This window comes from Beggiatoa leptomitoformis (assembly GCF_001305575.3).
Taxonomy (GTDB): Bacteria; Pseudomonadota; Gammaproteobacteria; order Beggiatoales; family Beggiatoaceae; genus Beggiatoa; species Beggiatoa leptomitoformis.
Genome location: NZ_CP012373.2, coordinates 2,914,114 through 2,930,423 on the forward strand (window position 1 = coordinate 2,914,114; position 16,310 = coordinate 2,930,423).

The window sequence follows — 16,310 nt, forward strand, 5'->3', positions numbered from 1 at the left end:
TAGTACGATTATCGATACGATAAATATTACCCGTTGTTTCCAGCCATTTTTTAATCTAAAGAAAGCATGGAAACATCATTCAGTTTCTAGGATATTACCGAAGTAATCCTGATGTTGTACAGTTGGCGAATGCGTACATTCGCCATTCACTGGGGTGTCGTTTGTGCAACGATTTATTCAGGGGATGATATTTCGTCATCCATCAAGAGAGGGTCTATCAGCAGATTATTTTTTTCACGCTCTGCATATTCAGCTTTAGCCGCTTCTAGGTATTGCATGATTTGATAGCACAATTCTTGACAACCTTGTCCTGTCACTGCTGAAACTTGAAAGACAGGCTCTTGCCACTGCAAACGGTCAATAATCGCTTGACAGTGTTGTGCTTGCACCTCAGGGGCTAATAAATCAACTTTATTCAACACTAACCAGCGTTTTTTTTCTGCTAATGCGTCGCTGTATTTTCCCAACTCTTGTTCGATAATATGTACCGCATCAACAGGGTCTTCTTCTAGCGGTGCGACATCAACAACATGCAACAGTAAGCCTGTACGCGATAAATGTTTTAAAAACTTGATACCTAAACCAATTCCTTCTGCCGCCCCTTCAATTAAACCGGGGATGTCTGCCATTACAAAACTGCGATGTTCTTCAATTTTGACAACCCCTAAATGGGGATGCAAGGTTGTAAATGGATAATCTGCAACTTTAGGACGTGCTGCGGAAACCGCCCGAATAAAGGTGGATTTACCCGCGTTAGGCATTCCTAACAATCCTACATCAGCTAATACTTGCAGTTCTAAACGCAGTGTACGTTCCTCACCAATCGTGCCATCGGTGGTTTTGCGTGGCGCGCGATTAACGCTACTTTTAAAATGAATATTGCCTAAACCGCCCAACCCCCCTTTTGCAACTAACAAGGTTTGGTCAGCACGGACTAAGTCGCCCAATAACTCATCGGTATCACAATCATAAACGGTAGTTCCAATAGGGACGGTGATATATAAATCCTCCCCACCTTTGCCATAACACTGGCTACCCATTCCCGGCTGACCATTTTTAGCCCGAAAATGTCGTCTATAACGAAAATCAACTAAGGTATTAAACTCAATAGACGCAATAAGATAGACGCTTCCCCCTTGTCCGCCATCTCCGCCATCAGGCCCCCCTTTGGGAATAAATTTTTCACGGCGAAAACTAAGACAACCATCGCCCCCTTTACCAGCGAGTACTTCAATTGTGGCTTCATCAACAAATTTCATAATACTTTAAACCAAATAAGTGCGATTCACATCGCATGAGAAATAACTTGATATGACAACAGTTATTAATAAAAAAGGAAGGTATATCGTTAAGAGTAAAGTCATTAGTTACACATCAGTTATTATTTAATGGAGAGTATAAGTATTCATTCCACTTTCCAAATGTCTAATAGATAGGCTGATGTATTATTGTCTTGACTATTTTAACGCGAGTTCGCTATAAAAACCTTGCATTAAATAGATTCATTTGATGTTTATCATAGCTAAAGCCCTCCTAAAGAAGCATTAAAATACGGCTGACATAATGTCTTCTTAGGAGAGTTAGTGACAAAAGACGAGAAAACCTCAACAGAATTTAAACGCAAACAGGCGTAAACACCTGTCGAACTTTTCCCATTTTAACAGAAGGGCGCAAGTATTTATAATGAGATGTGGAAAAATAAACAGGTTATTTTATTGATTTTCCTGTTCTTGCTGTTTGCTATGTTCTTGTATAATCCCTTCTACGGCTTTGGCTTTGTCTATGGGACGTTTGACATCTTCTGTTATCGTAGCAGGCAAAGAAGACGATTTTTCTTTGCTACTCGTTGCGTTGTTATTGGTGGAAGAGTCTGAACAAGCGGCCAATAAACCGCTTAGTAACGCTAACATCACGAATGAACGATACATATTTTATTCCCGATAATTGTGGAATGAAATTCATTTATTTCCAGAGGTTGCTACCAATTTTGTTTCCAACCGCTCGATTGCTTTTTTCTCCCGTTCCAATGCTCCCTCCGCCTTGATAATACGTGTACGTAAGGTATTTGCTTCACCTTTAATAAAGGTATTCTCTTGTTCTAATTTTGCAATCGTTTCTCTGTAAACTTTTTCTTGTGTTTCGGCGCGTGTTGTCACTGCAATGAGTTTCTTTTCTGTTTCAATGCGTGCTTTTTCTTCAGTATTGCGTGCTTCACGAAACTCTTGTTTGTCTTCTTTCAAGACTTTAACATCGCTTTCTAATTTGCGTGTGGTTTCACGTAATTCTTGCGTTAATGCCTCTGCAACAGCGGATTTAGTTTGCTCAAGTTTCAGTTGTTTCCAACTTTGTTCAGCTTCTAACGTAGCGGTATTTAACGTTTTTTCTAACCGTTCCCGATTACGTTGTTGTACGGTCACTTCCTCGCGCAGATTACGTAAATCTGTTTGGTCTTGTTGACTTTGATAAACAACCTCATGCAGACGTTTTTGCGAGACTTCGATAGTTTCGCGCGCTCGGCCTAGCTCTTCACATAAGTTTTTAATCTCATGTTCTTGCTTATCTACTTTTTCTTGTAAAATAGCAAGTTGACTGTGTGCTGTATTCAGTTCACCAATTTCACGATCCAAGTCAATTTGTAATGACTTATTTTCTTTAGTGATATTGTCTATCCGTGACAATGCTTGTTGCAATTCTATATTAATCTTCTCTACTTGTTGCAAGGCATCTTGTTTTTGCGCTAAAACCTCTTTTTCAACCAATGCTGAGGCATCGCGAATTTTGCAAATTTCGGTATATGCAATAGATTGTGCCACTTGCCAGACTGCTTGCACGGCTTCACTGCCAATGCGTTGAATCTCATCAGGCACTTTTATAGGCGTTTCTTCGATTAAGGATAAGCTAATTTTTTTATCAGACATAAAGTATTACTTTACACAGTATGAGGGGAGAATAAAGGATTTACCATTGAGTTTAGCAGTATCTTTAAAGGGTTAAAGACCAATAAAGATGTTTGGAATCGTCATCATCATAATACTCGATATTTTCGTTAAAGAATAACCGCGTCTCGCTTTTGTTATGTTAGCTAATTATTAAAAATACAGTAAATTAAAGCAGATATATTTAATCAAGTCTTTCAGGATTAAAATAAATTAACCGCTTGTCTGCATCAAAATTGTCAGGTACACGGGGTTTTTAGAATAGCTATTTCATTATTAATCAATAATTTATTTAAGTTAATTAGCCTAACTAAAAACTATTCTGCTCCTAATAACTGTCTGTCAATTAAATCACATAAACAATGGATAATTAATAAATGAACTTCTTGAATACGCGCCGTTGACATGCTGGATACACGAATTTCTATATCTTCAGGAGACAATAATTCGGCCATTTTGCCCCCGTCTTTTCCCGTTAAGCAGATGACACGCATTTGTTTTTCATGTGCAGCATGAATGGCTTGAATCACATTGGCAGAATTACCACTGGTGCTGATGGCAAGGAGAATATCCCCATCTTGTCCAAGTGCATAAATCTGTTTAGCAAAAACTTGTTCGTAAGCATAATCATTAGCAATAGAGGTAATAGTCGAGCTATCGGTTGTCAAGGCAACGGCGGGCAAGCCTACACGCTCCCGTTCAAAGCGATTTAACATTTCTGAGGAAAAATGTTGCGCATCACCTGCTGAACCGCCATTGCCACAACTGAGAACTTTCTTTTGTTGATGAAAGCCCATAACAAGCATTTCTGCGGCGCGAACAATAACAGGCGCAAGGAGTGGCAACGCTTGGGTTTTCAATGTGATGCTAGCCATAAATAAGTGCTGTACTCGTGCTAATAAGTCCATCATCCTCTTCCCTTTTGTTGTAATTGTTGCAATTCCCATTGCCACGCATGTTGAATAATAGTTGATAAATCAGCAAATTGTGGATTCCAACCCAATTGTTGGCGGGCTTTGGTTGCATCAGCGACTAATCGCGCGGTATCGCCCGCACGGCTTGCACCATAAATAACCGTAATATTTCGCTGTGTGACTTGTTGCGCACTTGTAATCACTTCACGAACTGAAAACCCTGCACCATTGCCTAAGTTGTAAACATCGCTAGGCGCGCCGTGTAATAGCTGTTCTAAGGCGAGTAAATGCGCTTGGCATAAGTCTTGTATATGGACATAATCCCGAATGCAAGTGCCATCAGGGGTGTCATATTCTTGACCAAAAACCGTGATACTTTTGCGTCGCCCAGAAGCTGTCTGTAATACTAGCGGAATTAAATGTGTTTCAGGTTCATGACATTCCCCTAGCTGACATTCTGGGTCAGCCCCTGCCGCATTGAAATAACGTAAACAAATAGCGCGCAACCCGTATGCCCTATCATAGTCATTCAAGAGTTGTTCAACCATCCATTTGGTGCGTCCATAAGGATTTGCAGGGTTTTTTGGATGTTTTTCATCAATCGGTACGTAGAGCGGTTCGCCAAAAATAGCGGCTGTTGAGGAAAAAAGGCAGGCTTTCACCCCTTGCTCTAGCATAATATCTAATAAATTTAGCGTATTAACAAAATTATTTTGATAGTATTTGTCAGGATGGGTAACGGATTCGCCAACTTGAATAAATGATGCGAAGTGCATAACCCCATCAATCGGATAATGTTGAAAAACACGTCGTAAATCATCACGATTGGCTAAGTCGCCAAGAAAAAACTCGCCGCCTAAAACCGCATGGCGATAACCTGTGGATAAATTATCAAAAGTAATAACACGATATTTTTCTTTTAACAATAGCTTAACGATATGTGAACCAATATAACCCGCACCACCCACGACCAAAATTGTTTTCATAAGACTTCATAATTTATAAGGGTAAATAGATGAAACATTTTAACCGAAGCGGGATGTTCTCTCAAAAATTAAATCCGTTGGCTAATTGATTTTACGTAAAACCAAACAGACTGCGGATAAATAGAATGACTGATGTTTTATCAATCTATCTGCACATAGACTATACTACTAAGTTATTTTTCTTGTGTTCTGCTCTTTTTTTTGGTATAAGGCAACACTTTTTTTAAAAATAATGAGGAGGCAATCCCCATGTTAGATAAAAGCAAAGACCCCGTATTTAAGCCCTACGAGTTAGTAGAAGGCGAAGAATACATGAATGATAATCAGTTGAAACACTTCGAAGAAATCTTACTCGAATGGAAAAAGAGTTTGATGGAAGAAGTTGATCGCACCGTACATCACATGCAAGATGATGCAGCGAACTTTCCTGACCCGAATGACCGCGCAACGCAAGAGGAAGAATTCACGCTGGAATTACGCACTCGTGACAGAGAACGTAAATTAATTAAGAAGATTGACGAATCTTTACAACTGATTAAAACAGGTGATTATGGTTATTGCGAAGCCTGCGGCGTAGAAGTTGGTGTGCGCCGTTTAGAAGCGCGACCTACTGCAACAAAATGTATTGATTGCAAAACGTTAGATGAATTTCGTGAAAAACAACACGCCTAATGCCTAGCCGATAAATTAAAAAGCGGGCAGGGTTATTAACAGCCATTGATTACAACACCTCTTTATCGAGGGCGTTTCGCGCCTTCACCAACGGGCTATTTACATTTTGGCTCTTTGCTGACAGCAGTTGGTAGTTTTTTACATGCCCGCCATCATCAAGGTGAGTGGCTAGTTCGGATTGAAGATTTAGACATCCCGCGTAATGTGCAAGGGGCGAGTGCTGCCATACTAGATACCCTAATACAACTGGGAATGTATTGGGATGGAGAAGTATGGTATCAAAGCCAACGGCTTACGCATTATCAAACCGCGCTAGCATGTCTTAACACCCGTCAACTAACCTATCCTTGTATTTGTCCTCGCCGTTTAACAACGGGCATGATTTATTCAGGATACTGTCGTACACATCCCCCTGCGTCGTTTCTAGCACATGCTATTCGGTTAAAAACTAATACAGACATCATCCGCATTAACGATGAGATTCAAGGGGAAATCCGCCAAAATCTTGCCGACAGTGTAGGCGATTTTGTTTTAAAACGACGTGATGGCATTTTTGCATATCAACTCGCGGTTGTTGTTGATGATGCCGCGCAAGGTATTACACACATTGTGCGCGGCGTTGATTTGCTCGATAACACCCCCCGCCAATGCTACTTACAAACCCTGCTACAATACCCAACCCCATACTACGCCCACTTACCCCTAATTGTGGACACAACAGGGCGCAAACTGAGCAAACAAAACCACGCACCCCCCATTAATCCTACGCACCCCATCCCCCTGTTATATCAGGTACTCAAATTGTTAGGTCAACAACCGCCGCTTTTTTTATATAACAGCACGTTACCCACTTTTTGGGAATGGGCAATTGCCCATTGGGATACGCGAAAAATCCCACCCACTCAAACCTTAAACCCGATGACCGTATGAAAACACCTGCTACAAAACAGGGCATAATTAGCGTTATTGTTGCCATGAATCCCCAACGGATAATTGGATTTAATAACAAAATGCCTTGGCACTTACCCGCTGATTTAAGTTATTTTCGACGTATCACTATGGGAAAACCCATGGTTATGGGACGTAAAACCTATGAATCCATTGGTAAACCCCTACCGGGACGACAGACAATTATTCTCTCTCATCAACTTGATTTGCACGTTGAAGGCTGTCAAGTAATACACAGCTTGGCAGAAGTATTGCATGTTCTTCACGACTATCCAGAGCTTATGGTAATTGGTGGGGGCAGTGTTTACGCAACATTACTGCCTTATGCGCAACGACTTTACCTTACCATTATCGAAGGCGAGTTTGTAGGAGATACTTATTTCCCCGACTACAAACCCGAAAATTGGCAAGTAACGCAACGCGAAACACATGCTGCAGATGCAAAAAATCCATTTAATTATACATTTTTGGTTTTAGAGCGTGTAAATTGACTGTCTCTTTGCTATAGTTAAAAACAATCACATTTACGAATCTGGCACTTGTTTGGATAATAGTGGTAAGCGTTGGCGTGAACGTGAACGACCGATGATGGATACACAACCCATTGACTTTTCAACTTTCTCTTAAATGACGCACTAACGGTGACAACCATGATAGATACAGACGGTTACAGATTAAATGTCGGTATCATTCTCGTTAATCGGGAAGGGCGCGTTTTCTGGGCAAAAAGAGTAGGACAAAATGCGTGGCAGTTTCCACAAGGTGGCATTAAAGCCCACGAAAAACCCGAACAAGCGGTTTATCGTGAACTATATGAAGAAGTCGGTTTAACCAGTAAACACGTAAAAGTCGTTGGCTGTACCAAACAATGGCTACGCTACAACCTCCCAAAAAATCTTATCCGCTATCACCAAAAACCCCTGTGTATTGGGCAAAAGCAAATGTGGTTTATGCTACAACTGGCTTGTGATGATAGTCATGTTTCCCTAACCAGTACCAACGCCCCAGAGTTTGACAGATGGAAATGGGTTGATTACTGGTATCCACTTGAAGAAGTTGTCTATTTTAAACGCAATGTCTATGAAAATGCGTTGGAAGAACTACAACGTTTTCTCCCTGTTAGTAAAAAAGTGGTTAAAGTCTCTTTAACAACCGTTGGACAATCTGCCGTCATCGTCAGATAAACCGCATAATCCGCTGGCAATCTCTAACAGCTCGCCTACAGACAAATATACTTTTCTTATACGCAATATTAAGACTTTTGAAAGTCTTATAACGCATCTAATAGCCAATCAAAAACATAACTAAATATTATTCCTCATTGCCCAAAAAAGGCGTATGTTTTTGCGCGCGCGCTTTTTTAAATGCCTCAGGATAAATTTCGCGCAAGGTTTCAGAAACATCTTTTAAACGATTCCAAATAACCAAATCTAACCGCGATTTCCGCTCAAAGCCACGTACTAACGGCATTAATGTTGCCTCAACCATATCAACTAATTGTTGTAAAACGACTTCCATCCCTTGTGGTAACTGATTCACAACATTAACATCAACTTTCGCATCCCCTAAGGCTTTACTCAAAGCGGGCAAAACCGATAAATGTTTAACCAATTGCTCAATTTGCGCCGTCGGTACAACAGGGCTAACGGGTTTTTCCGTATTTAACGCCTGCAACAATTTGGGTAATGCTGACAAATAATTAAGCACTTGTATTACCTGCTCAGGCGCGAACGGTGAGGCAGCGGGTGGGATTATTTTTGTCAAACGGTCTTGCTGAACCGCTTGTGTTTGTACCGCCTTCAACATAGTTAAACGAATATTCTCTAACTGTGTGGCTAAATTCGCCAATTGACTGACAACTTGTATCGCAGGGTCAGCATCAGGGTCACTACTGGTTTTTAAACGATGATAAGTGCTTTTAATTTGTTCCCAACGTGCCTGTTGCTCAGGACTTAAACAATCCCGTAACTCAGCAAGTTTTAATAAATTTTCTTCCGCTCCTGTCGTCAGCGTTTGTGCTTCTCCTTGATAATGGTCAGTTATTAAATTTTGCAACTCCGTCGCATTCATCACCGCAACCACTTTTTCTGCTAACTTATTCATGTTGCGGTAACTACCCTGTAGCTTAAAGGGTGGTTCGGTTCTGTACGCCTCTTGTTGTGCGGCAGAAGCAATATACTGTTGATTAACCTTTAATAAAACCGTTTGCACTTGGAATAATTTATGGAAAATATCCGTCATTTCACGCAACTCTGTTGCTGAATAGGCATGAATAAACTCACTCGCGTTGACCGTTTCCCCTTGCGCTAAACGAACCAAACGATACAAGTCTTCACGCTCCCGATTTGCCAAAGGGGCTAATACGGCATTAGAGGTTAAACAATTTTCTAAATAACTCAACGCAAATAAAGCTTCTTTTCCACCCAAAACATCGCCTAAATTGTAAATATCTGCCCGATTTGCCAACATATCAGGAATTTTAAATGTTTCCCCCGATTCTGTATAAGGATTGCCCGCCATCGCAATACAAAAACGTTTCCCCCGAAAATCATAGGTTTTCGACACACCTTGCCATACCCCTTCAATTTTTCGCTGCCCATCCGCTAAAGAAATAAATTTTTGTAAAAACTCAGGGTTACTATGCTGAATATCATCTAAATACAACATGATATTATTGCCCATTTCTAACGCCAGATTTAACTTTAACAACTCCTGTCGCGCGGTTGCACTGCGTGCTTCTGTCGGGTCAACAGAAACGACCTGATGTCCAATGGTTGGACAATTAATTTTCACAAAAATCAAGCCCAAGCGTTGGGCAATATATTCCAATAACGTTGTTTTGCCATAACCGGGTGGGGAAATTAACAACAGTAACCCCATCAAATCCGTGCGCTTTTGCTCACCAACCGTACCCAATTGTTTGGCAAAATTATCGCCAATCAATGGTAAATAAACCTCATTAATCAAACGATTGCGCACAAATGAAGTTAAAGGTTGTGGCTTTAACTCATGCAAGCGTAAATTTTTCCGTTCACGTTCAATCACTTGTTGGCGTAAGCGTCGAAAAGTTTTATATGCAGGTATTTCAACAGTGCAATGCTGTTGTAATCGCTCTAAAAAATCATCCAGTTGTACAACAAGATTTCTCTCCCGAATACGGGGATGTTGTCCCAATAAACCTGTTAAAATAACCTGTGTTTGCGCCGTATTTGCCTGCTGACTTAATCCTTCTGCTTGCGCTAATAAAATAGCCGTGATTTCTAACACCTGTTCTGTAGGCATAACGGTTGGCTGAAAAACACCTACTATCCAAGCATTTAATAAAGCACACTGTTTAACCAAATAACCACGTAAAGATTTTACATCAGCTTCAAATTCAACCCGCTGTTGACGTGTATCCAAGACTTTTAAAAATGTGGCTGCTTGTTGTAATGCTGCACCTGTTACGGTAAAACGCAAAGTTTCTTGTTTTAATTCTGCAATTAAATACTGCCCTGCCAGCGCAATATCTTTTTCTTCAAAAACAATATCTTGTTGCGATAAAAAATGATGAATAGCCTGATGCAACTCGGCGGCTAACGTATTCGTAAAAGTTTCCCAGCCTGTGCCGAATAAAGTTTGCAATTGCTGTAAACTTTTCGCGCTTCGTTCCCATAACACACACTGTTCACGATGTGGATAAAAACTCCAGAATAACTGTGCTAATGCGCGACAAGTAGGGCTAAAACGCAGTAAACCGACATTTTTCTGCAAATCATACAACTTCGCTAAAATAAGACTGGCATCAACATCATGCACACCGCGTTCATAGCCCTCTTCATAATGGTCTGTCGCATAACGGCGAATAGACGTCAATAAATTATCAGGTTCAAAAGAGGATGATAGTTGGTTTTCTCTTAATAATTGATACGCCAAATATTCCCCCCGATAAACACTTTCTGATTCAGAGATTAACGCCCGCTCCCAATAGGCTTGACTTGCATTTAACGTTGCATCTTCTAAGGGCTGAAAATAATCTGTTCCTGTTAAATGGACGACTAAACGCTTTTCCCCATCTTTTTCATGGGGGACAAGGGTTAAATCTAAAACTTGGGTATTAACACTAAAACGATGTTTTCCCAGTAAAATAACCGCGCCATTATCAACAAAAATATCTTGTTTATCGCGTAATTCTCGGACAGCTTGGTCACGGGCGGATTTTAAACGCGATTCAACATCCCCTGCTTTTACGCTATCGCCTAAATCATATAACTGCTTTATTAACTCACGGATTTTTAAAACCATTGCATCTGCTACAAAATAGGCATTTTGTTCATCGGCTGTTTGAAAACTAGCCGCACGGCGAATAACGCCTTGTAAAATCCGTTCTGCGGTTTGACTAAGATGTAAAGCACGGCGTTGACGTTCTTCAACTAAGGCTTGTTTACGGGCTTCAAAACTGGCATAAACTTCATCGCGCTTGTCTGCAATTTGACTTAAAAATTCCTCAAAATCACTAAAACGGCTATCTAAATCCTCTAACTGCACTAATAAACGGGTTAATTGTTCATCCGCTTTGTCGGGCGTGTCTGCTTGCGCCATTGCCCCCGCGACGTTTTGCGAAAAAAGTTTAAACTGCGCGGCAAAAGCAGCAACGGCTTCTGTTGAAGACAAACTTTTACGGTGTAACGTCAGTTCAGCCCGCACACGATTTAATTTAGCGTAAACATCAGAAATTTCTTCAATAATCTTTGTGCGAACATTGGGGTCTTCAATACTTAAATCATTTAAAACCGTATTCAATAACGCTAAACCAACCGCCGTGTTATCTAAAGATTCTTGTAATGGTTTTATTTCTAAGGTGTTTTTTAAGGTGGGAATTGTGGTTAAATAGCTTTCTAATGTTTGATGATAAGGTTGTAACGCACTGTCTTGTAATAAAAAAGTAACCGTTTTTTGACTTAACTGATTAAATCCTTCAATAACGCTTGCTTCTAAGTGATTTAGCCGTTCTACATCAACATAACGTACATCCCGCAAGCTAATCAAGCGTCCACGTTGTGTGCGTAATTCTGTTAGATATTTTACGTATTCTTCAATTGTTTGCCAGCGACTGGCTTGTTGAATAGCATTGATTAATGAATTTTGTAAATTTTCCGCATCATTAATAGACTTTTCTGCTTCGCGTTGTAGCGTTTGAACTTTTTCAAATTCTGCACGAATAAGATTTGTATTTGTTTGAATTTCTTTTAAAATAGCCAATAAATTGCCTACATCTGCATGTCCTAACCAATGATAAGCATCAATGGCTTTTTGCACATTCGTGAGCAGTTGTTCATAAATTGCCATATTGGGGCTTTGCTCATCAATCATGCGTTTAATGCTATAACTATCAGAAATACCACGAACTAATTCAGGATTACCAATTTTACCAATAAATGAGCCATCTTTCGGCACTTGAGCAGCATATTCATCGCTCATATAGGGTGTTTGCCAGATTTGCATGGGATGCACGCGCACAGGGGTATTATCATCCGCGCGGAACACGACCATTCGACCATCTTTAAAAATAGAATAGCCATGACAAATAATTGGATTTTGTACTTCTTTACGAATTAAGTTATAGGAAAATAGGACTAATTTACCAATTTCTGCTTGATGAAAGATAAATAATACATCTTCTCCATTTGGGGAGCGAATCATACGCTTATAGCGCATATTGCTTAAATCATCCCCTTCAAACAACTTACTTTCCCCATTTTTTAAATAATATCCGCCCGGAAAAATAATGCCGTGGTCTTCAGGTAGCTGTACACAGGCTTGTCCTATCGCGTCAATTCGCATTACTTTTTGTGTTAATTTGTTAAAAACCAAGTAACGGAACTTTTCTTCTCGATAAGGGCGCATTTTTAATAAAATGAGTTCGCCTAGTTTAGCAAAATAAATTTGTGCATCAGCGAGTGATTGATTGACATCATCAACAGGCTCGTTGTAAATCCCTAAGCCATCTTCGGTGTTGTTTTCTACTTTAACGGTGAGTGTTCCTCCAACCGTTTCAACAAAAATTTCATCTAAAATAGAAACATGTGGGTGTCGTCCCATGATATGACTTTCGCGGCTGGTCATGCGCCAATCGAAATCATGGGAAGCAGGATAGATATTATCGCGTTCGCCACGATTGTCGATATAGCTAACATTGCCATCAGCATCGACTGACCAGCGAAAAACTTTTGCATCTTGCAAGGTTTTACCTACTTGAAAAACAGCGAGTTTTTTGCCTTGTGCATTGCGTAATTGGCTGAGTTTGGCTTCTTTGTAATAGCGATAGAGTTCTTGAAAATCGTTGGTAAAACGGTTATCCGATAAAAGGCAGTTTTCAAGCGGGAGGGGAGCGAATTCGTAACCGTCAGCGGTTTCTTCTATGCTGTGCAGGCTGAAAACGTCGCTTACTTTGGTTTCTGATTTTAATCCCATGAAAACATTGTAACCAAACAATAAGTGGTTGCCCATGTTGAGAATATCGCGCGGGACGCAGTTATTCTCGGTGCGCACTCGTGTTTGACCGATGATGCTCATTTGGGTACTGCCGAAAACGTCGATACGCCGTTGATTGAGTGCGTTTAATTTTGTCCCTAGTAATTCGCCTTGTTGGTTTAAGCGTTGACGGATAATTTCATACGCGCCGCCTGTTTCAAGGTTTGTGTTATCTGTTATGGTGTTATTTGTCATCAGAACCCCCTTCCGTGCTGTTTATCGACAATAGTGGCTTGTAGAACTTATTTTAAATCTTTTAAAAAGAAGCCGTCGGTATAGTTATTTGTCTAATAAAACACAGATTACGTTTTTTTAGTTAGCATTTTCAAAATGATGTTTAGTATTTTTGAGGAGAAAGCGTAAGCTGGGTTTCATCTCTGATTTTAGGGTAACGTTTTTTTGGTTTGTTCCTGAGCAGTTTAGGGTGAACGCGGGTATTTAATAATTTGTAACTGGGTTATTAGTTTATTGATGATACTCGTAGCCCGTGATAATTTGTAATATATGCAATTAATTGGATAATAATATTGTTTATTTATTACATTTTACACAAGATTCTAAGTGGGTTCTATAGAGGGTGCTAGACAATAATTTACTTATTATTCTAAGTATTAGTATGGTTTGGAGTGTATTAGGTGATTTTGGAGCGAAACGTAAAGGGGTGTCGTAAAAATCAGACGGAAATTAATAATACGGGTTACAGGCTTGTTTTTATAAGGCGAGCGTGCTATCAGTGCATTAAATAAAGCCGTTTTGTCTATTTCACCGCGTGCGTTTTTTCTACAAATTAGCTTATGTATTTGTGAAAGTAACGACAATAGTCGTGTCGAAACCAACTTTTAAAGCGTCAAAATTGGGATTAGTTGAGGCATTAACCGAGTGCTTAAACGCCCAACGTGAAGCGGTAATAATTTGGCTTGTTGGGATATTAATATCGGCTATTGTGGGTGTATCAGGTAGTAATTGAGGGGTGATATTAACAACAATTTCACTTGTGCCATTGCCACTGATTACTGTTTGAATACCAGTTTTTACGCTAACGCTTGCGCCAACGGTATCATTGGGCGATTGCCAAGTAAGCACGCCTTTATAACCAGTGGGGGGAATGCCCGCTTGTGTAACGGTAAATCCAATATCTAAGATGTTGGCGTTTTGTAATGCGGTATAGGTTAAATTTCCAGTTCCATCATCATAATCGGGTGTGATTGTAATCGGATAACCGTTTTTAGTGGTTAGTGTGAAACTTGAGCCATTCAATCCACCAATATCAAAAGCGTCAGTAATTGCCGTTGTGGACAACATACTAGTGCGTAATGTCTGAATACTAAAAACATTAGGAATTGATACAGGTACACCGTTTAATTTCATTAAAAAATAGTCAGAATTAACACCGCCATTACGCCCGCCAATAACCGCAACGGTAGTAATCTGTTTCGTTCCAACTTCAGGCGTATATCTTAATGTACCTGTACCTTGCGCGTTATTGCGTAGCGCGACAATATTAATGCCGTTAAATGGCGTAATTAAGTTCATTTTTTACCCTTCATTATGTGTTTGAAAGGGTATTTTTTAACATTTTTTTTATATAAAAATCTGTAATCAAAATCAGTGGGTTATATTGGTAGCTTCCCGTTATCTGTTTGATTTTAAACGTTAAAAATAATTTAAATTACGACAAGGTGTAATCAATGTGAATAACATAAAAATTAATAGCTAGTTTTGTGCTGTTTTTGGTGTTGCTAAGGCATCTAATAAGGTTAAACAATCATTTTTATCCGCGCATTTTTCTATTACTTGTTTACATTCTCTTAAGCCAATATCACGTCCCATATTAAAGCCGTTCTGATAAATAGAGCCTTGTCCTGAGCGTTTATTAGCTGATGAGCAAGCACATCCTTCACCTTTTTTGCACTCGTAATTCAACGGAATACAAGCGGCTCCACAAGGCTTGCTCTCAGGTGTGCAATAACGACAACAAAATTCATCAGCGGCAAATACGGCTTGAGACAGCATGATTAACAGTAGGGTTATTTTTTTCATGCAGTTTTACTCTCTTTTATCAGTTGATTGAGTTGGTTTATTTGTTCTCTCATCTCTGTGTAACGTTTCTCATCTTGAATGAGTGAAAAAATTTTCCCTTGTTGCCCTTCATCTAAATCAGCAATCAGTTTCATGATTGCCTGCATTTTTGGTGATGTATTCGCAATTGCGAATTCTTCCCCGTTCAATAACCAGTCAAGCGAGACTTTTTCACGTCTAGCAATATCAACACAAATCTTGTAAGGAATTGTGTCTCTTGCTTTCCATGTTGCTATTGTACTTGTACTTACTTCTAATTTTCGTGCTAGGTCAGCGTCATGTTTAGCCTGTAATACAGTTGCTAATCGGTTTAATACATCTATGGCTTCGCTCATATTTTCACCTAAAAAATATTTGCAAATTGCGTTTACATATTCGCAAAATGCGAGTATTCTGTAACTGTAATCAATCACGATTACACACAAAACTATAGGATACAGAAATGAATAACACTGCACAAACCACACCCTATTCTTGGGAAGAAATTGTTAGAAATAGCGAGATTCGACGCGCGCGTGTCGATATAGCACTGCAATGTATTAGAGAACAGGAACAGGAAGATATTCAAGAATCGGATAAGAAATGACCTATTCAACAGATTGCCGTAAAAAAGTATTGCTCGTTACCAAGTTTCACTTGGTAATGCCTATTTGCCAAGCGCTGCTTGGCGGGTACTTGAACGCCACACGCTTAAGTCCGCTTGTACTCGGCAAGCGGAGCTTGGTAACGAGCAAATTGTTCTATTGATGCGCTCTTTTTACGGATATTCTGTTTAATCTTTTTATAGTACTGTTGCTATATCTAAATAACACAGCATTACTTGCTATCAATGCTATGCAAACATGGCAACACACACAGGGTATTAAGGCAATACATGTGTTTACAAAGAATACGGGGGAACGATTTGGCGACATAGACCGCGCTTTTAACACAGCAACAAAAAAAGCGGGCATTGAAGATTTTCACATCCATGATTTACGTCATACATGTGCGAGCTGGTTGGCACAACGTGGCGTATCAATGGTAGAAATTGCACATCTTTTAGGGCATTCGGATATAAAATTAACACATAAAAGATATGTGCATTTACAAATAATATACCGACGCTTACATTAGACAATTAGCACGTTTTTAACACGGTCAAGACGTATATATCTATATGTAAAATAATAAATAAAATGAATATTAAGAATTACCGATTCATCACGTTTTTGACACGTTTTTAGATAGGGGGGTTGTAAGTGGTGGGCGATACTGGGATT

Annotated in this window: 16 protein-coding genes; 7 read left to right on the forward strand and 9 right to left on the reverse strand. The window is 39.7% G+C overall.

Annotated features, from left to right (window positions below; translation table 11 throughout):
- Positions 1-173: 173 nt before the first annotated feature.
- From cgtA to galE, 5 genes are all read right to left on the reverse strand, one after another.
- The gene (cgtA, locus tag AL038_RS12240; protein ID WP_062153222.1) at positions 174-1,259 is read right to left on the reverse strand and encodes an Obg family GTPase CgtA; all 1,086 of its coding nucleotides are present in this window, start codon (positions 1,257-1,259) and stop codon (positions 174-176) included.
- Positions 1,260-1,712: 453 nt separating this feature from the next.
- Positions 1,713-1,928, reverse strand: coding sequence for a hypothetical protein (locus AL038_RS12245; RefSeq protein ID WP_062153224.1), 216 nt, complete (start codon positions 1,926-1,928; stop codon positions 1,713-1,715).
- A gap of 30 nt (positions 1,929-1,958) precedes the next feature.
- Positions 1,959-2,918: a coiled-coil domain-containing protein gene (locus AL038_RS12250; RefSeq protein ID WP_062153226.1), complete on the reverse strand. Its 960-nt coding sequence runs from the start codon at positions 2,916-2,918 to the stop codon at positions 1,959-1,961.
- Positions 2,919-3,253: 335 nt separating this feature from the next.
- A complete protein-coding gene (locus tag AL038_RS12255; protein WP_474117478.1) occupies positions 3,254-3,847 on the reverse strand; it encodes a phosphoheptose isomerase in 594 nt (197 codons plus the stop codon).
- Entirely contained in the window at positions 3,844-4,836 is a 993-nt protein-coding gene (gene galE, locus AL038_RS12260) for a UDP-glucose 4-epimerase GalE (protein WP_062153229.1), read from the reverse strand. Before galE ends, AL038_RS12255 begins: the two co-directional genes overlap by 4 nt.
- Positions 4,837-5,085: 249 nt before the next feature.
- Between galE and dksA the strand changes: the two genes are divergently transcribed.
- The 4 genes from dksA to AL038_RS12280 all read left to right on the forward strand — a co-directional run bounded on the left by dksA (position 5,086) and on the right by AL038_RS12280 (position 7,640).
- Positions 5,086-5,508, forward strand: coding sequence for an RNA polymerase-binding protein DksA (gene dksA / locus AL038_RS12265; RefSeq protein WP_062153231.1), 423 nt, complete (start codon positions 5,086-5,088; stop codon positions 5,506-5,508).
- Positions 5,509-5,553: 45 nt separating this feature from the next.
- Positions 5,554-6,438: a tRNA glutamyl-Q(34) synthetase GluQRS gene (gluQRS, locus tag AL038_RS12270; protein WP_336603597.1), complete on the forward strand. Its 885-nt coding sequence runs from the start codon at positions 5,554-5,556 to the stop codon at positions 6,436-6,438.
- On the forward strand, positions 6,435-6,947 hold the full coding sequence (gene folA / locus AL038_RS12275) for a type 3 dihydrofolate reductase (protein WP_062153233.1): 513 nt from the start codon (positions 6,435-6,437) through the stop codon (positions 6,945-6,947). The genes gluQRS and folA overlap by 4 nt, the downstream gene beginning before the upstream one ends.
- 159 nt (positions 6,948-7,106) lie before the next feature.
- The gene (locus AL038_RS12280; RefSeq protein WP_062153235.1) at positions 7,107-7,640 is read left to right on the forward strand and encodes an RNA pyrophosphohydrolase; all 534 of its coding nucleotides are present in this window, start codon (positions 7,107-7,109) and stop codon (positions 7,638-7,640) included.
- 127 nt (positions 7,641-7,767) lie between these two features.
- Here AL038_RS12280 and AL038_RS12285 read toward each other — a convergent pair whose 3' ends face one another.
- The 4 genes from AL038_RS12285 to AL038_RS12300 form a co-directional block, all read right to left on the reverse strand.
- The gene (locus AL038_RS12285) at positions 7,768-13,164 is read right to left on the reverse strand and encodes a DNA repair ATPase (protein ID WP_062153238.1); all 5,397 of its coding nucleotides are present in this window, start codon (positions 13,162-13,164) and stop codon (positions 7,768-7,770) included.
- Between the two features lie 597 nt (positions 13,165-13,761).
- Entirely contained in the window at positions 13,762-14,502 is a 741-nt protein-coding gene (locus AL038_RS12290; protein WP_062153239.1) for a hypothetical protein, read from the reverse strand.
- Between the two features lie 180 nt (positions 14,503-14,682).
- The gene (locus tag AL038_RS12295; protein WP_101539184.1) at positions 14,683-15,009 is read right to left on the reverse strand and encodes a hypothetical protein; all 327 of its coding nucleotides are present in this window, start codon (positions 15,007-15,009) and stop codon (positions 14,683-14,685) included.
- Complete coding sequence (locus tag AL038_RS12300) at positions 15,006-15,383, reverse strand: helix-turn-helix domain-containing protein (RefSeq protein ID WP_062153243.1); 378 nt, start codon at positions 15,381-15,383, stop codon at positions 15,006-15,008. Before AL038_RS12300 ends, AL038_RS12295 begins: the two co-directional genes overlap by 4 nt.
- 107 nt (positions 15,384-15,490) lie before the next feature.
- On the opposite strand from AL038_RS12300, the gene AL038_RS12305 reads away from it, so the two are divergent.
- From AL038_RS12305 to AL038_RS12315, 3 genes are all read left to right on the forward strand, one after another.
- Positions 15,491-15,634, forward strand: coding sequence for a hypothetical protein (locus AL038_RS12305; RefSeq protein ID WP_161575464.1), 144 nt, complete (start codon positions 15,491-15,493; stop codon positions 15,632-15,634).
- Entirely contained in the window at positions 15,631-15,795 is a 165-nt protein-coding gene (locus AL038_RS12310) for a hypothetical protein (RefSeq protein ID WP_161575465.1), read from the forward strand. The genes AL038_RS12305 and AL038_RS12310 overlap by 4 nt, the downstream gene beginning before the upstream one ends.
- A gap of 87 nt (positions 15,796-15,882) precedes the next feature.
- Positions 15,883-16,164: a site-specific integrase gene (locus AL038_RS12315; protein ID WP_083991516.1), complete on the forward strand. Its 282-nt coding sequence runs from the start codon at positions 15,883-15,885 to the stop codon at positions 16,162-16,164.
- The last annotated feature ends 146 nt before the right edge of the window (positions 16,165-16,310 follow it).